This window comes from Streptomyces sp. NPDC030820 (assembly GCF_055572075.1).
The window spans coordinates 1-20,807 of record NZ_JBVIEB010000033.1; the positions used below are offsets into that span (position 1 = coordinate 1).

General features: G+C 67.3%; 12 protein-coding genes and 3 pseudogenes. 12 read left to right on the top strand and 3 right to left on the bottom strand.

Annotated features, from left to right (window positions below; all coding sequences use genetic code 11):
- Positions 1-106 precede the first annotated feature (106 nt).
- From ACZ418_RS42600 to ACZ418_RS42615, 4 genes and pseudogenes are all read left to right on the top strand, one after another.
- The gene (locus tag ACZ418_RS42600; protein WP_468374197.1) at positions 107-829 is read left to right on the top strand and encodes a hypothetical protein; all 723 of its coding nucleotides are present in this window, start codon (positions 107-109) and stop codon (positions 827-829) included.
- 9 nt (positions 830-838) lie between these two features.
- Positions 839-1,126 (top strand): annotated as a pseudogene (locus tag ACZ418_RS42605) (ATP-binding protein); the annotation flags it as partial.
- Positions 1,127-1,256: 130 nt separating this feature from the next.
- A pseudogene (locus ACZ418_RS42610) lies at positions 1,257-1,576 on the top strand (hypothetical protein).
- Positions 1,577-2,162: 586 nt separating this feature from the next.
- The gene (locus ACZ418_RS42615) at positions 2,163-2,909 is read left to right on the top strand and encodes a DUF5131 family protein (RefSeq protein WP_468374200.1); all 747 of its coding nucleotides are present in this window, start codon (positions 2,163-2,165) and stop codon (positions 2,907-2,909) included.
- Positions 2,910-2,953: 44 nt separating this feature from the next.
- On the opposite strand, the gene tcmP is transcribed toward ACZ418_RS42615, so the two are convergent.
- A complete protein-coding gene (gene tcmP, locus ACZ418_RS42620) occupies positions 2,954-4,087 on the bottom strand; it encodes a three-Cys-motif partner protein TcmP (protein WP_468374204.1) in 1,134 nt (377 codons plus the stop codon).
- 2,308 nt (positions 4,088-6,395) lie between these two features.
- Positions 6,396-8,726: a CRISPR-associated endonuclease Cas3'' gene (locus ACZ418_RS42625; protein ID WP_468374207.1), complete on the bottom strand. Its 2,331-nt coding sequence runs from the start codon at positions 8,724-8,726 to the stop codon at positions 6,396-6,398.
- A gap of 159 nt (positions 8,727-8,885) precedes the next feature.
- Between ACZ418_RS42625 and cas5c the strand changes: the two genes are divergently transcribed.
- Genes cas5c through cas7c form a run of 3 tightly spaced genes read left to right on the top strand, consistent with a single transcriptional unit; the run spans position 8,886 to position 12,424 of the window.
- The gene (cas5c, locus tag ACZ418_RS42630) at positions 8,886-9,656 is read left to right on the top strand and encodes a type I-C CRISPR-associated protein Cas5c (RefSeq protein ID WP_468374210.1); all 771 of its coding nucleotides are present in this window, start codon (positions 8,886-8,888) and stop codon (positions 9,654-9,656) included.
- A 1-nt stretch (position 9,657) separates the two neighbouring features.
- Positions 9,658-11,499, top strand: a complete 1,842-nt coding sequence (cas8c, locus tag ACZ418_RS42635) for a type I-C CRISPR-associated protein Cas8c/Csd1 (protein WP_468374212.1) — start codon at positions 9,658-9,660, stop codon at positions 11,497-11,499.
- A gap of 55 nt (positions 11,500-11,554) precedes the next feature.
- Positions 11,555-12,424: a type I-C CRISPR-associated protein Cas7/Csd2 gene (cas7c, locus tag ACZ418_RS42640; protein ID WP_468374214.1), complete on the top strand. Its 870-nt coding sequence runs from the start codon at positions 11,555-11,557 to the stop codon at positions 12,422-12,424.
- A gap of 2,382 nt (positions 12,425-14,806) precedes the next feature.
- Here the strand turns inward: cas7c and ACZ418_RS42645 are convergent.
- Positions 14,807-15,205, bottom strand: coding sequence for a hypothetical protein (locus tag ACZ418_RS42645; protein ID WP_468374217.1), 399 nt, complete (start codon positions 15,203-15,205; stop codon positions 14,807-14,809).
- Positions 15,206-15,630: 425 nt separating this feature from the next.
- Between ACZ418_RS42645 and ACZ418_RS42650 the strand changes: the two genes are divergently transcribed.
- From ACZ418_RS42650 to ACZ418_RS42670, 5 genes and pseudogenes are all read left to right on the top strand, one after another.
- The gene (locus tag ACZ418_RS42650) at positions 15,631-17,709 is read left to right on the top strand and encodes a zinc finger domain-containing protein (protein ID WP_468374221.1); all 2,079 of its coding nucleotides are present in this window, start codon (positions 15,631-15,633) and stop codon (positions 17,707-17,709) included.
- A gap of 111 nt (positions 17,710-17,820) precedes the next feature.
- Complete coding sequence (locus tag ACZ418_RS42655) at positions 17,821-18,807, top strand: competence protein CoiA family protein (protein ID WP_468374224.1); 987 nt, start codon at positions 17,821-17,823, stop codon at positions 18,805-18,807.
- A 669-nt stretch (positions 18,808-19,476) separates the two neighbouring features.
- Entirely contained in the window at positions 19,477-19,761 is a 285-nt protein-coding gene (locus ACZ418_RS42660; RefSeq protein WP_388636405.1) for a hypothetical protein, read from the top strand.
- Positions 19,762-19,779: 18 nt separating this feature from the next.
- A complete protein-coding gene (locus tag ACZ418_RS42665) occupies positions 19,780-20,022 on the top strand; it encodes a type II toxin-antitoxin system RelE family toxin (protein WP_468374228.1) in 243 nt (80 codons plus the stop codon).
- Positions 20,023-20,137: 115 nt separating this feature from the next.
- Positions 20,138-20,807: pseudogene (locus tag ACZ418_RS42670) on the top strand (hypothetical protein); the annotation flags it as partial.

The window sequence follows — 20,807 nt, forward strand, 5'->3', positions numbered from 1 at the left end:
GCTACGAGCGCAAGGCCGAACACTTCCTCGCCTTCGCCGGCATCGCCGCAGCCCTCATCAGCTACCGCCGACTCACCAACTGAAACGACGTCTTAATGCCTGGGTGGTGAACTGGACGCAGCTGTACGACTGCTACGGGGATGTCGATCGCGTCCCCGCGCTTCTGGAACGGGTGGCACTCGAGGACAACGCCGAAGCATGGGAGGAACTGGGATACCGGCTGGTCCTCGAATACGACCTCGTCTTCCCCGCCAGCTTTGCCGCCCTGCCGCGCCTGGTGCGTCTCGCCTCGAGGAGCGCACGGGCGCGTGGACTGGCCGGGACGATCCTGCGATGCGCGGCAGGACACCACGGCTGCGACGATCTGCTGGCGGGCTGCGCCGACGCGATCGCGGAGTTCCGCACGCTGCTGGACCGGCACTTGCAATCGCGGCCGGTCGGCTACCTCGCCACCTTCCGCGATCTGATCGCGGCAAGGGAGCAGTACCACTGGAGTGCCGTTCTGGGGGACTTCGCGGACGACTTCTACCACTTGGCCTGCCCTCACTGCGCCGTGGAAGTGACGATCGCCATCGGGGACCACGGGCGCTATTCTGCGATCCGGGACTGGCACCTGGGCGACGTGGACCATCGCGGCCTGCGGCCGGCGTCCTCCGAGGAACTCTCCGGCACCGGCCGGTGGATGTACGAGACTGCCGTCCGCGACGGGCACGAGGCACTCGCCGACGTAATCGCCCACCTCTTCGGCAAGGCCGAATGCCCACACTGTGCCAGCGTGTTCAACATCGCGGACGAGTACACATCGGCCAACCGCCCCGTCCTGGAGTAGGCCAGAGTGAAGCAGATGCGCGAGCTGATCCGCTCCGACGTCCTCATCCTGGACGACTTCGTGATGCGCCAGCTCGCTGCTGCGCAGGCCGACGATCTCTACGAACTGGTCAGCGAGCGGCAGGCCGGTCCCTGATCATCACCAGCAACCGGGCGCCCAGCGACTGGCCTCTTCCCCAACCCCGTCGTCTCCGAGTCCGTCCTGGGCCGGCTGATCAACACTAGCCACCAGGTGATCACGAACGGCCCCAGCTACCGGCCCAACAAGCGCCCCAAGAACCCCACCGACAACCCCTGATCACCTAGATCCATGGCAGATCCGAGCACCGACGCAGCTGCCCACCAGCGCGTCGGCGTTCCCGCCTTGGTGTCCTTACCGCGTGAGAGGCTGCCGACTACACCAGAAGATTGAGCGGGGAGCTGGTGGGATGGGTTTCGAAGGCGAAGTCTGGCGACTGATGCGGCAAGGCAAGCTGCTCGGCGAGATCGTGATCGACGAGGGTGACTTTCCATGGCTCAACGGGCGCTTCGTTCCAGCGCTGGCGTTCGCAGAGGTGAAGCCGTGGTTCGACGAGTCGCTGGCTCTGATGGAGGCGGAGGAGTACGAGCGGTTGACGACTCCTACGACCGGATCGCGGGCGCCTTGTCGCTGGTGGCCCCGTCAGGACCGGTCGCGGAGTTCCTCCTGCACATCAGCGACGGCCGTGCTTGGTTCAGGTGGAGTGACGAACCGTTCGATGAATCCTGAGCCCGTCAAGTCCTGAAGATTTGCGTGACCACAGCTCCTGAGGAACTACGCCGTCGTCGACACTCGGCCGTACCCGCCGGACCGGGGCACGCCCGGGAGGCCGCCTCGGACGGATGTCGCCGTGCGCTCGCCGCCCACAGCCAGGCCGCGCCGCCGTGCCGGGTGGCTCCGGGGCGTTCCCTGAGTCGGAGGGACCCCCCGCCGATGAGCCGGCTCCGATCGATACGGCGCGCGTCCGGCGTCGTCGGGAAGCCGACGCCTCCCACGCGGCGGCCATGCGCCGGGCCCGCGCGGAACGAACAGGACGGCAGCCCGAGACGGCGGCTGCGGTGAAGAAGTCGGCGTCGCTGCGGTCCACAGCGTGAACGGGGCAGCGGTCCCAAGGCCCGAGGTGTGGCCGGATTTCAGCACGGAGGCTCCCAGACAGAAGGGAACGCATGTTTCATTCTTGGGGTAGTGAGTACGGTGCGGCCGTCGGATGGTTGGATACCGGTATCTGGTGGTGCAGCGGCTTGTTGGGCTTACAGCGGGCCCTGGCTGCTCCGCCGGTGATGAGGCTCGGTTCGAGGGGATGGAGGGCCGGCCGGTGAGTGACCGCAGTGCGATCGAGTGGACCGAGGCGACGTGGAACCCGACCACGGGATGCGACCGCGTCTCCAAGGGATGCGACAACTGCTACGCGTTGACGCTGGCGAAGCGGCTGAAGGCCATGGGGTCGCCGAAGTACCAGGCCGACGGTGACCCGCGCACTTCCGGGCCCGGGTTCGGGCTGACGGTGCATCCGGACGCCCTGCGCGTGCCGTACGGGTGGAAGAGTTCTCGCACCGTCTTCGTGAATTCCATGAGCGACCTCTTCCACGCCCGGGTGCCGCTCGACTACGTGCGCCGCGTCTTCGACGTGATCGCGGAGACCCCGCAGCACACCTATCAAGTGCTCACCAAACGGGCGCGGCGCCTGCGGCAGGTCGCCGACCGGCTTGAGTGGCCGGAGAACCTGTGGATGGGCGTGTCCGTGGAGAGCGCAAAGGAGCTGCCGCGCGTCGACGACCTGCGGCAGGTGCCCGCGGCGGTGAAGTTCTTGTCGTGCGAGCCGCTACTGGGGCCGCTGGACGGGCTGGAGCTCACGGGCATCGACTGGGTCATCGCGGGTGGCGAGTCCGGGCCTGGGCACCGGCCGCTAGACGAAGCCTGGGTGACACAGATCCGGGACACCTGCCAGCAGGCCGGAGTGGCCTTCTTCTTCAAGCAGTGGGGCGGCCGGACACCGAAGGCCGGCGGCCGCGAACTGGAGGGCCGCACCTGGGACCAGATGCCTCTACCCGTGGCCGTGTGACCAGCCCCGGCCTGAAGCACTCCGAAAGCAGGCCGCCCGAGTGTTCAGGCCGCGACGCCCTTGGGGTGCAGCGTGATCTCGCGGATCTTCTTCACCCCGACGCCGTTGCTGGGCGTCATGCCCTGGCCGTGCAGTATCCGGACAGCCTTGCGCACCACGGGCTCGGTCACCTGACCGTAGTGGCTGCCGAACACCTCCAGCGTGTGGTCGACAAGCTTGACGGGCCGGCGGGTGCGCAGCAGCAGTGCCGCGAGGTTGTTCGTGATCTCTTTCAGGGCCTGGTCCTCGACTTCCTGGGGGTCCGGGCGCGCCGAGAAGAACGACAGCTGACCCTCCATGTCCTCCTCCTCGCGCAGCTCGTGCGACTTCCACCATTCATCCCGAGCTCGCGCCACGGCGTCACCGAAGACCCAGAGGCCGTACTGGCTGCGGGTGGCGAAGACCAGCCGATAGACGGCGCGCTTGTGCGGCGCGTGCGAGACGGGCACCGACTGCACGAACATGCCCGTACGGCCGGCGAGCCGACGGGAGTATTCGGCTGCCACGGCCTCGATGGCGTCCTCCGCTGCGCCGACCCGGGCGGAGGAGGCCGCCGCGTCGGCAAAATAGTTCCGCCACCAGGTCCCGCCGCACACCTCATCGAAGCGCTGCAGCGACCTCTCGTTGCCCTTCGGGGAGCGGACGTGGCCACCCAGGCGCCACACCGCCATCATGCTGAAATTCATCAGCAGCTCAGTCGCCGGCTTTTTCTGCGGTCGCTGCTGCGCCAGCACGTTCACGAGCCGGTCCTGCGGCAGAGCCAGTCCGCACGGGTCCAGGAACAGAAACAGCGGTTCGCGCGCGGCCCGCTGGATCACGCTGTCGAGGACCCCGTCGACTTCGCCGCGGTGGGCGTGCGCGAGGACGCCGCGGCCCCTGTAGTTCTCGACCACCTGGTGCAGCCGCTCAAACGACTTCTGCTGCGCCTCGGTGAAGAAGCACTCCACCGTGACCCCGTGGCGCGAACGGAAGTGGGAGGCGACCCTCAAGGCGATCTCGGCTGAGGCCGGCTCACCGTTCTCATAGCGGCCCTCGCCCGCGTATCCGTCCAGGTAGACCACGCGCTTGCCGTGTGACTGGCTGCCCAGCATGCCCCCGAACTGGGGAAGATACCGTTTCAGTAGCTCGTGCTTGAACACGCTGGGCAGAGCCTTGTCCGCCCAGTAGTTGCTCCTCGTTCCTGTGGACATGGCCCCCCATTTCCGGCACGGCTCAACAAGCCGTCTGTAACGCATGGTCAGCCACGCGGTGGAGCCCCACAAGAGGCCCATTGCGCCACCCACTCTCTCGAGGAGTTGGCCTGCGCCAGTTCGGAGAACGAACCGTCGCGGCGAGGGACGTGGCGGAGCTGGTCAGTGAGGCGGCGCCGAAAGGGTGCGCGCACAGGCTCGGCGAGGTCATTGCGGGCAATGCGTGCTGCTACGGGTTGCGGTAGCGGTCGTGAAGGATTTTGACGGTGCCGGTCCAAGCGCTGCCGGCCTGCTGGGGCAGGTGGTGGCCGACATGGTCGGCCAGTCGCCACCAGCATCGCCATCCTCAGCACTTACGCCCGCCGTGGCGTTGCGATATTGGCCGTCCTGGAAGACGACCGCCACCACCGGCTCGACGCAGGCCCGGCACTCCCATATGCCCTTGGGCTCCTCGGTCGCCGCGGAGGGTGACCGCCACCTGGGTGAGCTGACGCCATTCCCGAGCGCCGTTGTTACGGTCCTCGGTTGCCCTGAGGCAACCGCCAGGGGAGATGGGTCAGAGGGGACCCAGGTCGATGAGGGCTTGGCCTCAGCTGGTGGGCGGCGTGTTGCAATCCTCGGCCGCCCGGGAGGGCGACCGCCACCGTCTCGTCGTGGGCCACCGCGATCACGGCCTTGGCGTTGCGATCCTCGGCCGCCCCGGTGGGCGGCTGCCACGAGCCGGTACCCGGGGTGACGACGAGAGAGCCGGTGTTGCGATCCTCGGCTGCCCAGGAGGGCGGCCGCCACGACCGTGACCAGGACCAGGGCGATGGCAAGGTTGCGATCCTCGGCCCGGAGGACGGCCGCCACAGACCGAGCAGCTCGTGTTGCCGGGTTTCGAGGTCGTTGCGATCCTCGGCCACCCCGGAGGCGGACGCCACTCGGCTGCTACCTGCGCATGCTGCTGCCGATCATGAAGTTGCGATCCTCAACCGCCCAGGAGAGCGGCCGCCACCCGCCGTTGCGCTCGCCCGCCTCCTGGCCGGCGGTGTTGCGATCCTCGGCCGCCCGGAGGGCCGCCGCCACCCCGGCCCATCGCGTACAGAGTGCCGCGCGAGTTGAGCTTGCGATTCTCGGCCGCCCCGGAGGACGACCGCCACACTCCTCAGTCACCCGCTGCTGCCAGGTGTACTGTCGTTGCGATCCTCGGCCGTCCCGGAGGACGGCCGCCACTCGTACATCTGCCGGCGGCCGGGCTGACTGTGCCGGATGTCGCGATTCTCGGCCGTCCCGAAGGACGACCTCCACCATGCCGGCGAACGGAGCCAGTAGCCGGAGCCGTTGTTGCGATCCTCGGTCGTCCCGAAGCACACCGTCACTTGGGGTCGAGGCGCCGGTACGCGGCGAGCCCAGTCTTGCGATTCTCGGCCATCCCCGAGGACGACCGCCACGACGTTCCTATGGTTGGCCTTCTTCGGTACGAGAGGGTTGCGAGCCTCGGCCGTCCCGGAGAACGACCGCCACACCGCAGACTCCGCCGTCACCTCCAACGGCCCCACGTTGCGATTCTCGGCTGTCCTGGAGGAGGACCGCCACAGTGGACCAGATCCTCGTGTCGCTCACGGCGCAGGCGTTGCGATCCTCGGCCATCCCGGAGGACGACCGCCAGCCGACGTCGATCCGGCGATCGCAAACATCATCGCGTAGTTGCGATCCTCGGCTGTCCCGAAGGACTGCCGCCACGTCCAACCACGAGCCCAGACCGACAGACCAGTAGGTGTTCCGATCCTCGGCAGTCTGGTAGGACGGCCGCCACCTCGATGTACTGCTCCAGCAGCCACAGCGGCGGGACGTTGCGACTCTCGGCCGTCCCGCAGGACGACCGCCAAGACGGGCGTAGCGATCGTGTGCGCCCCGACCGTGGTGTTGCGATCTTCAGCTGTCCCGGAGGACAGCCGCCACTCCAGCGGCACCCACACCTCGTCGCCGTACTTCGTGAAGTTTCGATCCTCTGCCGTCCTAGAGGTCAGCCGCTGCCCGTGAGGTTCCGGGGCGTAGCTGTGCGAGTAGGCGTTGCGATCCTCGGCGGTCCAGAAGAATGGCCGCCACGCTGGACCCCAGCGCCTACTACGCGCTCACCCTCGGGCTGTTGTGATCCTCGGTCGTTCCGGAGGACGACCGCCACATCCCGAGAATACCGATGAGGCGCTCGGCTAGGGGTCGCGATCTTCAGCTGTCGAGAAAGGTGACTGAGGGCCTGTGTTGGCCCAGTGCACTACGCAGGTGGTTCGATCCCGCGTTGCGGGTGGTAAGGGCCTGTCCACTCATACAGGTCGCCGGCGATTTCGAGGGCGTGACCTGCACTGATCGCTGTTTCCAGTTCTTTTTTCGGGATGGCGGCCATGTGGTCCTGCAGTGTGCGGAAGCTCTCTGGTGTTGGTGCTCCGTTGCGGAGTTGCTCGACGGCCTTCTGGGCGGCTCGCCGATCGTTCTGGGTGAGCTGAGAGCGGATGACGACGACGGCCACGGATTGTTCGTTGTCGATCATTCGCATTCTGCGGGCGACTTCCGGGTAGTCCAGCTTCTCTCGCAGTGCCTCAATGGCTTCTCCGGTGGCTCCGTTGGGATCGGTGGAGGAGCGTCCGGCCTGGAGTTGGTAGCGGTGCTGGTAGTAGGAGCGGAGTTTGTTGAGGTCGTCGGGGTCTGCCAGCCCTTCGCCGAAGCGGCGGGATGCTGCGGTGATGCCGGACTCGTTGTAGATCACGTGTGGTTGGAGACCGTCGGTTGGTTCGAAGATGGTCATGACGCTGTCCTCGGTTGCAAGGTGCCCTTCGCGGTTGATGCGTCCGGCTGCCTGCTGTTCGGACTCCGGCAGTGATCTGGCGCGGAATCCGCGTGGGAAGTCGAGGTTGACTCCGGCTTCGATCAGCGATGTCGATACTAGGAGTGTGTCCATGCCAGCGGCGCGGCGGTGTTTTGTCTCCTGGATGGTCTCTTTGCGGTGGCCGCCGGTCATGCGGGTCGACAGGTGCAAGGTGCCGGGATGCTCCTCGTGGTTGCAGAGCCACTTCTTGTGCACCGTGCTGGCGTCCTTGGTTCCGTTGACTACCACCAGAGCGTTCCCGTGGTCGGCGGCCTCTGCGGCGATGCTCCCCAGAGTCACGTTGGGGCCGGTGCGCCAGTCGTAGCGGACCCGGCGCAGCCGTTTGAAGAGCGGCGCGGGGTCGGCGACGATGTTGCGCTGCGGCAGGCCGGTCTGCCAGGGATTGAGCGCGGTGAGTTCCGGTTGTGTCGCCGAGGACAGTACGAGCGTCGCTCCGTAGTGCTCCACGAGTTCCCGCAGTCCCGACAGGATCGGTGTCAGCAGGTGGTCGGGGAGGGATTGGACCTCGTCCAGGATGATGACGGAGCCCGCGATCCGATGCAGGCGGCGGGTGGCGGATGGGCTGTTGCCGAATAGGGTTTCGATCAGGCGGACCGTGGTGGTGACGATGAACGGGGCGTCCCAGTTCTCTGCGGCCAGTTTGGCCCAGCGGTTGAGACGTCCACGCTTTTGATCTGCGCTTGCTGAGCTGCCTGGCGATCGTGGTGCCAGTCGGTCGGATGTCTCGAAGTTCACGGCCGAGTGGTGTTCCAGTACCACCCGGGGCCCGTGTTCTGGATCCAGAAGGTCCCGGTAGACAGTCGCGTTCTGGTCGGTGATCGAGATGAACGGGACTGCGACGATAATGCGGCGCAGGCCGTGCTGTGCGGCGTGGCGCAGGGCGAAGCCTCCGCCTGTGAATGTCTTTCCCGCTCCGGTCGGCAGGTGTAGCCGGTACACCCCCGGCTTGCCTGCGGCCGTTTCGATCGCTTCCTGATAGACGTCTTCGCGGAGCTTGTCCAGCCATGAGGGCTCCTGCTGGCGCCGACGCTCGGCAAGGGCCTCCTGGCGCCGGGCCTCGTACCTCTCCCACAGTTCTGTCATGCTCACGTCAGGCTCGCGGGCCTTGGGCCTGAAGTGTGCCGAGGTGTCGAGCCGGTCGGCGTCGACCACGGCCGAGTAGGTCATGCGGACCAGCATCTCCACGTTGGTCTTGTTGCGAGGGTCGAGCCAGTGCGGGACGGTCGGGCAGGTTTCCTCCAGGATCTCTGGCAGGACCTTGGCGACCTGGCTGATTGCCTCGTCCACCTCGGTGGAGTCCCGCATCAGAGCTTTCAGTCGGGACCTGACCTTCGACCAGGCGGACAGGCCCGTGTGGTGCCCCTCGATGACGCCGGCGAAGGGCGTCAGTACGGGATTCTGCCGGGCGGCCCGGGCGAAGAGCACCGCTCCGGCGTCATTGTGTGAGGGTCGGTGGATCTTCCGGCCCGTCGTGGCTTCTTCGATCAGTCCGTCTTGCCAGGCGCACGCCCCTTTGCCGGTGTCGTGGTCACGTCCCAGCCGGTAGGCAAGTTCCCCGCCTCCCCACGCCTCGGCGAAACCGCGGGCGAGTTCGCCGGTGCCGCGGGCGTGGTCTTCGTACCAGTGCCAGCTACCGCGGTGGCCCGGTGAGTGGGCTATGAGTCTGCCCGCTGGCACTGGCATCGGCTCGCATATCTGATCAACTGCCTTATTTTCAAGCATATTTGACATCCTGTCAGGCATGCGCTGTTATCCCATCAGATCACCGCATTTCACTGCCGCCCCGGTCTGGGACAGGCCGTGGACCGCCATCGCGCGATGACGCTAGCCGCCAGCACTGACAACGGGCCGAGCCAGCCAGTGCATGAAGGAGGAAGGTGCATGAGGACGGCACAAACCCGGCAACGCGGGGAGTGGGCTGACCGGCCACTTCACGTGCAGGTGGAGGCGTGGGGGCCGCTGGCCTGCTTCACCCGCCCGGAACTCAAGGTCGAACGAGTCTCCTACCCGACCATGACCCCGTCGGCAGCGGCAGGACTGTTGCAAGCGATCCTGTGGAAACCGGAATTGAGCTACCGGATCGAGAGGATCGAACTGCTCAAACCGGTGCAGTGGACCACCTTCCGACGCAACGAAGTCAACAACTCGGTCATCACGAAGAAGACCTACGCGGAGCTACGCGCCAACAGCGGCTACCGGTATGACGTGGCCGAGGACCGAGGGCAGCGCGTCACCGTCGCGCTGCGAGACGTCGCCTACCGCATCCACGCCACCATCAACGCCACCGAACGCTGTACCGCACCTCTGCCGAAGTACCGCGACCAGTTCGACCGCCGGCTCAAGCGCGGTGCCTGCTTCGAGCAGCCCCACTTCGGCTGCCGCGAGTTCGCAGCCTTCTTCGGTCCCCGCGGATCAGCCGAGGAGGCCGGCGTCGTCACCGCTGCCGACCGGGCAGGCATCCCTCCGGTCGAGGAGATCGGGCTGATGCTCCACCACATCGAGTACCTGCCAATGGGCCAGGAGCGCTACCACTGGTTCCGCGCCCGCCTCGAACGAGGCGTTCTCCACGTGCCGGATCGCCCCCTCGACCCCGCCCAAGTGGGCGGGATGCCCGGGGCCGAGGGGCGGGCGTCTGCCGAGGGGACGGTCTGACGTGCTGCTGCACAGCCTCGTCCAGCACGCCGACAGCCGCGAGGACGCCGTCCCCGACTACTACCAGCGGCGCCCGGTCATGTGGCGGATCGACCTGTCCAGCACGGGCAACGCCGAGCCGCTGATCACCGATCTGCGCCCTGCGAAGGGGAAAGAGCCGCGGACGGTCACCGCTCCGTACACCGGCCGCTCCGGGAAGAACCCGCCGCCGTTCCTGCTCGCCGACAGCGCGCTGTACGTCCTGGCCCATCCCGGCCTGGTGAAGGAGCCGGACGGAAAGAAGGTTCCCTCAACCAGCGCGAAGGACATCACCAAAGCGAACGAGCGGCACACCGCCTATCGCGCCATGGTGACGTCCTGGTGCAACGAGCACCCCGGCCTTCCCCAAGCTCGCGCCCTGGCCCGGTGGCTGGAAAACCCTGCACCGGACAGCTGGCCGGAGGGCATGGAGCAGGGGCACCTCGTCGCCATCAGTGTGGACGGCGAATGGATCCACGACCTGCCCCAAGCACAACGATGGTGGGCCGAGAAGGTCAGAAGCGCGAAGAGCGGCAAGCCGGGCACGTCCCAGGAAGGCATCTGCCTCGTCTGTGGACAGCAGGGGTCGCTGCTGTCCACTCTCCCCGTTCCCATCAAGGGCCTTCCCGGCTCCGGGATGAACACGCAGTTGATCTGCCTCAACCAGCCCGCCCACTACCGGGCTGGCCTCAAACAGCTCGGCGCCACTCCCATCTGCGTGGTGTGTGGCACCAAGGCCACCACCACCTTGAACACGCTGCTGGCCGACCCTGACCACCACACCGGCATCGGCGACTCCGCCCTCGTGTGGTGGACCCGCGACCCCAACACCGAGACCGACATGTGGACCCTGGACAACCCCGAACCCACGGAAGTTGCCCAGCTCGTCGACGGCCTCCACCACCCCCACCAAGGACGCGATGCCCTGGCCGCCGTCGACGAGGACGCCTTCCACGCTGTCACCCTGCGCGTGAACACCAACAGGGTCATCGTCGCCGACTGGATCACCATCCCCGTCCCCGAGCTGAAACACCGGCTCGGGACCTGGTTCGCCGACCAGCAGACCTGGGACGGCTGGAACAACACCTACCTCTACTGGTCCGTCTGGCGCCTCGCCCTGGCTGCCGCCCGCTGGGACAAGCGGAAAAACAAGTACATCGACACCACCACCCCCAAGCATCTGCAGGCCGACCTGGCTAAAGCCGCACTCCACGGCACCCCACCACCGGCGCACGTCCTGCCCATCCTCATGCAGCGCATCCGCGCCGACCACCACATCGACCGGCCCCGCATCGCGCTACTGCGCCTCGCCCTGACCCGTACCACCACTCGCCACAAGGAGCTGTGCGTGCCCCAGTTGAACACCGCCTCAACGGAACCCGGATACGTCTGCGGGCGGATCATGGCCATGCTCGAAGCAATCCAGCGCAAAGCCATGCCCAAGGTCAACACCACCATCACCGACAAGTACCTGACCACCGCCGTCGTCTCTCCCCGAGCACCCCTCACCAGGCTCCGCATCGGCGCACGCCCCCACCTGCGCACCATCGCCCGCACAAGCGAACCAGCCGCCAAGGCCATGGAAAACCGCATGCGGGAAGCCTTCGACCTGCTCGACAGCCTGCCCGCCCACCTCAACGCCGAACAGCAGGCCCTGTTCATCCTCGGCTACGAACACCAACGCGCCCACTCCGCCCGCGCCGCCGCCCAAGCCATCAAGGCCCGTGAAGCCGGCAAGGAACTCTCTGCCGACCAGGCCGCGGACGCCCTCCCTGAAGCCACCGCCGACGATGACGCAAAAACCTCCGACAGCACCCTCTGGTAAGGGCCCGACAATCCCCAACCACACCACCACAGCCGAAGGGACACCGAACACCGTCATGCCCGCCGTACACCTGGACCCCACCCGCAAGCACGACTACGTCTTCCTCATCGACGTCAAGGACGGCAACCCCAACGGCGACCCCGACGCTGGCGGCATGCCCCGCACCGATCCCATCACCAGCCAGGGCCTCATCACCGATGTCGCCCTCAAGCGAAAGATCCGCAACACCGTCACCCTCGCCCACCAAGGGCAGCCCGGCTTCGAGATGTACGTCGAAGAAGGTGTCGCCCTCAACCCGCAGATCCAACGCGCCTACCACGAAGGCGGCGCCAAGGAAGGCGAGACCGCCACCGCCCAGCAGTGGATGATCCGCAACTTCTACGACGTGCGCCTGTTCGGCGCCGTCATGTCCGTCGGCGATCAGAAAAAGCACGCCGGGAGGGCCCGCGGGCCCATGCAGCTCACCTTCTCCCGCTCCATCGACCCCGTCACGCCCCTTGAGGCCGGCATCACCCGCGTCGCCCCGAACAAGCCCGAAGACCTCGCCAGAGGCAAGGTCACCGAGATGGGCAACAAGCACTACGTGCCCTACGGCCTCTACCGCGGCCACGGCTTCTACTCCGGCGCCCTCGGTACCAAGGGCGGCGTCTCCACACAAGACCTGTCCGCCTACTGGCAAGCCATGACCATGATGTTCGACCACGACCGCGCCGCCTCCCGCGGTGAAATGGCCATCCGCGGCCTCTACGTCTTCACCCACGACGACGCCTACGGACGAGCACCCGCCCACAAGCTGTTCGACCTGATCCGCATCAAACCCCTCGGCCACAGCGAGGCACGATCCTGGGACGACTACGCCGACCGGATCAACATCGACCAGGACAACGTGCCGGAGGGAGTAACCCTCACCCGCCTCATCGGCTGAAACCAGCCCAGGAGTACAACATCGGGCTGACACCACACCGTTTCGAGCAGCGACCGAGCATCGCAACATGCGGCGTTGCTGGATCGGCGCTGGACCAGCAACGCCGCGAGCGGTGGTCGCTTTGCGTGGCGGCCTCGGATCACCATGCGATCATCCGGGTTGCGGCCGCGATGCTGGCAGTCTCGTGGCGGTGGTCCTCCGGTTCGAACAGGGGGCGCAACTTCGGGGAGGACTGGCCTGAAGGCGGTCGCCTTTCGAGGCGGCTGGGGATCGCAACTTGTCCAGCAGGAACTTGGCTTTGCCCGCGTCCTTGCTGGCGGTCGTCTTTCGGGGCGACCGAGGATCGCAACTCCGGGACCTGGGTGTGCCCATACCAGCCGCCCTGCGCGTGGCGGTCGTCCTCCGGGGCGACCGAGGATCGCAACTGACAGAGGACGTCCCAGCTGTCCTCGATGCGAATGTGGCGGTCGCCCCCGGGGCGACCGAGGATCGCAACCAGTGCATCAACGGCTACGCGCTCCGGCTGTTGGGTGGCGGTCGCCCTTCGGGCGATCGAGGATCGCAACCCCGGTCGCCAGTACTTCGTACTCGGCGCGACCAATGTGGCGGTCGCCCTTCGGGCCGGCCGAGGATCGCAACGCGAACGGCGCGGAGATGCTCGTCGGCGGCCTCGACCGTGGCGGTCGTCCTTCGGGGCACAGAGGCTCGCAACTTCCCCGTCCCCGCCGGAGCCGCACAGGCGGGCATCGTGGCGATCGCCATCGCCCTTCAGGGTGACCGAGGATCGCAACTTCGCCTGGAGCGACCTCCCCGAGACCACCTTCGCCGTGGCGGTCGCCCTTCGAGGCAACCGACGATCGTAACAGCAACGACGTGCCCTACGACCGCACCAAGCGATTTGTGGAGGTTGTTTTCCGAGGCGGTCGAGGATCACAACTGGTTCTGGCCCTGCATGTGGTTGATGACGTCGGCGTGTGGCGGTCGTCCTCCCGGGCCACCGAGGATTGCAACCGATCGGCATTCCACAGCGGGTAGAACCGCAGGGCGGTAGAGCGGTCGCCCTCCGGCGCGACGAGGATCGCAGCGAGCTGGATTGGCCGCGGGCGTGGCGGTGGTCCTCCGGGGCGACCGAGCAACGAAGTCGGCCACCTCATGGACGCACGGAAGGCCAGACCGGCCTTCGCTCTCGGGGGCGACCGAGGATCGCAACTGCGGGGTCAGCGGGTCACCGTAGCTGAGCACCAGGCCGTGGCGGTCGCCCTCCGGGGCGACCGAGGATCGCAATGATGAGGGTATCTGGCCCTTCCCCAAGCAGGGCCTCGTGACGGTCGCGCTCCGGGGCGGCCGAGGATCGCAACTCACCGGTGGGCCGGCTCCTGCGGTCGAAGCCGCAGGTGGCGGTCGCCCTTCGGGGCGACCGAGGATCGCAGCTTCAGGTCCTGGAAGGACACCGCGTCGCCCTTGGTGGAAGTGGCGGTCGTCCGCCGGGGTGATCGAGGATCGCAACTCGGTGATGCGGTCGACGGTCTCCTGGGAGATCTCGTGGCGGTCGCCCTTCGGGGCGATCGAGGTTCGCAACGCGGCGGGTGGGTTGAGCGTATGGCGGGGGTCAAACGGTGGCGGTCGCTCTCCGGGGCGACCGAGGATCGCAACTCCTTCACGGTGATCCAGGAGTTCGCCGCCATCCAGCGTGGCGTTCGCCCTCCGGGGCGACCGAGGATCGCAACATCGGTCCCGCCTACCCGGACGACGACGAGTGGGTGTTGGCGGTGGCTCTCCGGGGCAACCGAGGATCGCAACGGATTGCTGTACGTTTCGTAAAGCCTGCCCTCTCCCGTGGCGGTCGCCGTCCGGGCCGGCCGAGGAATCGCAACATCCACGACGCCGGTATGCGCCTGCTGGTTGAGTGGTGGCGGTCGTCCTCCGGCGCGACCGAGGATCGCAACTTGAACGTCCGGGTCATCGCCTGCGCGATCGTCGCGGGTGACGGTCACCCTCCCGGGGCGGCCGAGCATCGCTTGCCGGACCCGCCCCATCTGGCAGTACTGGACACGTCCCGGCGTTGTCAGGGCCGCTCTCGCCCTCCCCGGCATCACCCGGATCAGGCTGCCCTCAGCTTCAACCCGACTGCTGCTACAGCGAGTTGGTGCAGGTCTTCCACCTCCACTCGAACCAACAGCGCCTCACGGCGCAAACGGAAAGCGAGCCAGAACCGGAGAACGGACAGCACTTCGACGTCGGTTCTGGAGGCGGTTGGCCACCGCGGCTTGGTCCGAATGTTCACGAGTTTCGACAGCACCGGGCCGGCTCGGGGCGTTCCTCTGTGGCCAAGGACTCGGCGACGGTGAGAACCCGCAGCCCAGGCAGGGACGCCGTGCTGAGCTACATGTGGACCTGCCACCACCGGTCTGCCTCAGCATGAGCCACTTCGGCGTCGTACTGGCTGACGTCAAAGTGGAACTCCGGCAGCGGGGAGGCGGGGGCGGACGGAACTTCCCAGTCCGACCACTGCACGATGTCCCCGAACCGTTGCACTACGACGGACAGGAAACCGCAGCAACCGCCGGTACACTCCGGTTCCCCCAGTTCCAGACGGCGTGCCTCGCTGGTCGCCCGCAGGAGGCTGGGTCGGCCAGTTGGTAGCACGTCTGCCGCGAACGGCCCACGGCCGCCCTCGTCGACCGCACCTTCGATCACGTCCTCGCCGTTGACCCAGAACCGCAACTGGGCAGCGAACCGGGGTCCCGGTGGCAACACCCGGATCTCCAAATGATCGAACATCAGACCACCCTATGGGGCGCGCCGAAGTCGGCGCGTGGCTCGGCCGACACCTACCTCTACACGGCCCACAGAGCGACGACGTGAACATCGACCACGGCCCGGGCGGGGCGCCTCCCGTCGTGCACATCTGCCGTCGGAACTCGTGAACAGAACCAGACAGACCAAGGAAAGTCGTCCCCGGGCCCGCGGGGGTAGCTCGGCTGGGTACCGGGAGAGTGCTCAGGCCCTCTAGTCGTCCCCGCGCTCGCGGGCATGTTCCCTGGTACTTCGACAAAACCACTCCGAGACTAGGGGTCGGGATTGCTGTGGCCGTAGCGGTGGCACGATTAATGAACCAGTTTTGTTCTGAGGTGAGTTGGGGGATTCGTTTGCAGGGGGATACCCGGCGTATTCAGACGGCGGTGCTGGGTGGTGCGGAGTCGGAGGTGCCGCTGTTGTTGCCGCTGGAGGCGATCGAGGTGGACGCTTTCCGTCGCTGGCATGAGGGGGATACGTTCTGGTGCGGGCTGTTGTTGGGTGGTTGTGGTGGGCAGTTGGCTACGAAGCTGTACACCGACCGGGTCTGCCATTTCGCCCATCACCCTGATCCGGACGGGCTGCCGCACGTGTGCGGGCGTCGGGCTCGGGACGTTTCCAGCGCCGACCACCTGTATCTGAAAGCGGCCGCGCAGGTGTGGCTGGCTGACCGTGGGCAGCGGGCTGCTTTCGCGTATGCGCAGCCGGATGGGGCGCCGATTGGGTCGGTCCTGGACATCACTTTCGAACGGCACAGGGGTCGCGGTCTGCGAGTGCATCTTGATGCTGCTGTGGCTCCGGTGTGGGACGACGACGGGGCGGAGCCGGTGCTGGGGGTGTCGGTGCCGGTGGATGAGGAGACGCTGGTGCGGCGCTGGTATGTGCATCGGGTGCGATTCGAGAGTGTTGGTACGACGCGGCGGGTGCGTGTCGGTACGCAGGCCTTCGCGCGGGAGACTGAGTGGTTCGGTCTGGACGACTGTGAGATGACCGAGGAAGGCCTGCGGACTCCTGCGGTGGAGCGGATCGTTCGTAACCATCGCACGCCTGCGCCTCGGCACGTGGTTTTCGGCCATTCAGATCGCACGGTGGGGTCTGCGGAGGTGAAGCGGGCCGACCCGGTGCGGCGTCTGCGGGCCGCCCTGCAGTCCGAGGCCGTTTCCGCTGTTGCCGCGTTGTGCGACGAGCTGGAAACGGCGTCGCCGTCAGGCGTTGAGGCGGACAAGCTAGCCGCCGCGCTTGCGGAAGCGCGAGCCTTCCTTGAGCGGCAGACCAGCGTGCGGCGCGAGCTGTTCGAGGAGCTGTACCAGGCCATTCATGACCGCAAGGCCGTTCGGGTGCGGGCGCTGTTAGCACGTGCGGAAGCAACGGTCGGTAGTGCCCGCAGCCAAGAAGAGGACGCGCTGATCCTGGCGGCAGGCACGTTCTTGGAGGAGCAGAAACGCAATGCTGGCTGGGAAATCCGTGATTCGGCCCCGAAGGTCCGCGGACCGAAGTTCTCCCGGATCCGTACCTCCGCGTCGGGTACGTCGCGTGCGACCGCTGCGCGTAGTAAGCGGCCGGACCCGGCGAGGGCGGCGCATCTCAGGATGCGCGATCTCCTCAGCGATTTGCGGCGCTTGGCCGACCAGCTGCCCGCACGTGAGGTTCACCGGATGATCGGTGTCCTGAAGAGGACCGTTGAGGAGGCTGGCGAGCATGTGACCGCCCTGCAGCGGGATGAGGTCGACTCCTGGATTGCCGTCACTCACACGCTCCATCCCGCTGCGCGCAGGAAGCCCACGGCTTCGGGACCGGAGCAGGCCGCCGTGCGCAGGGTACGGTCGGCGCTGCGTCACTTGCGCCGCCTGCCTGGCCCGGCTCTTACGTCGGAGACGCGACGGCTGATCGGCTTGCTTGAGAAGGATGCCGGAGAAGCCGGCGCCCACCTGGCGGCCAAAGACAGGCAGGAGGTCACCTGGTGGATCGCCCGGGCCAGTGCTCCACAGCCCGCTGAAGACGAGCCGACCGAGGGAGAAGAGCCGACACAGCAGCGGGGCCAGGAGCGAGCGGGCAGCGAGCGCAGTGCGGCGTCCCGAAGGTCAGCAGATACGCACAGGGTCGGCGGCTCTAAGGTCAGGCAAGGGCCGGCCCGGCTGCCGGAGGCCAAGGTCGGTGAGGTGGCGGCCGCCGTGCGGGGCGCGTTGAAGAAGACTGCCCGTGAACGCTCCACCACCTCCTGGTCGCGGCTACGGCGTCAACTCGGCCGCGCGTTGCCCCGCCTGCACCCGGATGACCAGGTTGACGTTCTCGCCCGGGTGGATGCCGAGACTCCGGTCGGCGAACCTCTGCTGACGGCGCTTATCGCGGTGAGCGACACCAGGTCCCTGGAGCTGTACCAGGGGCTTGCGCGCAGCCTCGGCCGCGATGTGCCGGAAGACCCCTCCGCGGCGCGCGCTGAGTGGCAGCGGGAAGTACTCCAGCTCTATCAGCTCTACCGGTACCAGTGATGCTGCCCCCCTCCCGAGAGGCTGGGGGAAGCGGTGAGGGGCTGAATGGTGATCAGGGGGCGGCAGTGAGCGGCTCGTGGTGTGCCGGTCTTGTGCGAAGGGGGAGATCGTATGCAAGACGACTTGCTGGTGGTCGGCTTCGATTTGGAGACGGGTCGCGAGGTGCATGTCGCCGAACGGCCGTCTGAACAGTGGAAGCGTTTGGGGTACGGCGGTACGGGGCAGTTGGTGTGCTTCTACTGCTTTCACGGTTTCGAGGCTGCGCCGGGCACGCGGGCGCCGTTGGTGACGCGCGGCCGTGTGGGCGGGAAGGTGCGTCGGCACTTCGCCCATCCGCCCGGACAGGCGCCGGCAGGCGGCCACCACCCCGAAACGGTCTGGCACATCACGACCAAGCACACCTTGGCCGCCTGGGCGCGGTCGCGTCCCGGCGTTGCGCGAGTGCGTCTGGAGCAGTGGACCGTGGACCGGGACCGGCGGGCGGACGTCGAGGTGCTGCTGGAGGACGGCACGAAGGTGGCCTTGGAAGCGCAGCGGATGCTGATGACCGATGATGGCTGGCGGGCCCGTCATCGGGACTATGCGCGTCAGGGCGTGGTCGATGTGTGGTTCTGGCGGCCGCGGGTGCACTTCCCGCACATTGCGCTCAAGGAGGGCCTGCCGGTCTGGTTCTACTTCGTCTCGAAGCGGGAAGCAGCGACATCGTTCGGGCAGCCGCACGTGCGCCGTCACCAGTGGTGGCAGGCCGGGGACCTGTCGGTATTCGGGCTGCACCATCCGCCGTGCGCGCTGGATGAGCTGGAGCGTGTGTCGATGCCGCTGGGCTCGCTGGGACTGGGGCCGACCGGGGCGGTGCTACCAGAGGACCTGCAAACGCGGCTGCGTGACTCGCAGCGGGAGGCGCGGGAGGAAGCGAAGCAGCGGCTGGCCAGCCAGGCTCGCTACGCCCGGGCGGTCCGGGAGTCCCGTGAGCGTGCAGTGCGGCAGCCGAAAAGTGCGCCCCTGCCTCCGGCGCCACGGGGCGGGCTGCGGTGCGAGGTGTGTAGGAGGCCGCTGGATCCGGTGTTGGCGAAGGCAGGGCGGCACCTCATGTGCTGAGCCACGCTCAACGCGGCTCGGTGCGCTGGTCAGCGCACTGGCTGGCGATGAAGTCGGCGAGGTGATGGTCGAAATCGGAGCCATGGACCAAGAGACAGACGTTCAGGGCTCACCAGGCGCGAGCCGACCAGGAACCGGAGCTCGTCTTCACGGACCTGCCCCGCGAGCAGGTCCGTGACTGGCGGACCCGCGCTCTTCGCGCCTGCGGGGATGATCCCGCGAGACCGGTCACATCGTGCTCGGCCGCCTGGCGTGCTCGCCGCGCCCGCCGGGACGGTCCCGGCTTCCGCATCCGCATCGCAGAGGCAGGAGAGTGCTCTTCGCGCCCGCGGAGGCCTGTGTGGGCCCATCACCGTCCACACCCGGTGCGCCCCGCGTGGGCCGCCGCCCGGCCATCGCGTTCCCGTACCTCCGCACCGGCCCGCAGCACCGCAGAATGTCCTCGTCGAACGCGCCGACGGCAGCCGCGACGTCCGGCCCCGTCCCACTACTCGGCGTCCGCCCACCCCGCAGCAAGGAGCGGCCGTGACCTGGCAGCGGCCAGCAGGATTCGGGCTGGTAATCCCGCGGTGGAGTTCCTGCGCAGTATTCGCCCACAGGATTCTTGGTATGTGGTCCCGGGATCGCGCTAGCCTGAAACTCAAGCCCGCTAAAGTTTGGGAGGCCGGGATGAGTGAGCAGCCGTGGACCATCGAGCGGATCTGTGACGCCCTCGGCAACCCTGTCCTGGCGCAGAAGTTTCTTGGTGAGATCAACCGTGCGCCGGAGGGCGAGCTGCTGCAGACGTTCGCTGAGTGGGTGGAGCGGGCGGAGCGCGTTGTTGCTGCTGTCGAGCGCGGCCGGGAGATCGCAGCCGCTGAGGCCCGTGGCGAGGAACCCCCGGGGCAGTGGGTCGACGTCACCGAGCGTGTTCTCGGGGATGCTGCGCGAATCCGGTCACAGGGCGCTGCCTGACCTGACAAGCTGGGGGCTGTGTACCGGCTCCTCTGCGACGAGACCCTCCTGACGGCATGGGACTCCCTCCCTGACGACGCCAGCGCACAGCTCACCATGGCGCTGTCCGACGTCTGCCACGAGCCGTTCATCGAAACCGAGCCCTACGGCATCGACGACGGAACCCACCGCATACTCGTCCGGCCCCTTGTGATCGCGATCCTCGCCGTCAACGAGGACAAGCAGACCGTCCGGATCTACGACATTCAGCCCCGGCACTGAACAGCCTCGACCGCACCCGCGGCGGGAGCCCGCCATGTGTCCGAATCGCATCCTTGTCGCCAGGTTGGCCCGACTCCACCCTGTTCCAGGTCACTGGTGACCATGAGGGGGGAACGTGCCATTCGGCAACGCAGACAGGGAGTCCATCCGGCAGATCAGCCACCAGCTCACCCAGATCACAGCCGACCTCGCCGCGATCAAGCAGCAGGTCTCTGACCAGCAGCACACGATCGACCAGATCCGGCAGGACACCACCGCCGCCATCACCACCGGCCTCACCGAAATCCGGGCCGTCGCCCGCGACGCCATGGCCCGCACCAACGACATCACCACCGGACCACTCGCCGGCATCGGCAACGAACTCGTCGCCATCCGCGGCACCATCGCCCAAGTCGACGGCCAGCTCCGGGCGCAGGCCGCCAGCACGTCGGCCGTGCCGGAAACCGACAGCCCACCCGAGCCCGAGCCGGCCGCGGATCCCTCACCGCCGACACAACGCGAGCCAGCGGCGTCGCAGCCGCACTCGGAGGCTGAGGCCCCCTTCCCTGCCGAACCAGATCCGGACATCCTCCGCGCCGCCGCGGGCGTCGCCCACGCCACCGTCGAAGCCCACCGCGACACCTGGGCCTTCCTCATCCAAGTCGCCGGAAACGAACAGCACTTCCACATTCCCGGCAAGGTCGAAGACCACGACGGATTCGTCAGCGTCCGCTTCTCCGGACCCAGCCTCGTAGCCGCCATCACCAGCCTCGGCCAGGTGGCGGAGACGACCGGTAACCCCGTGA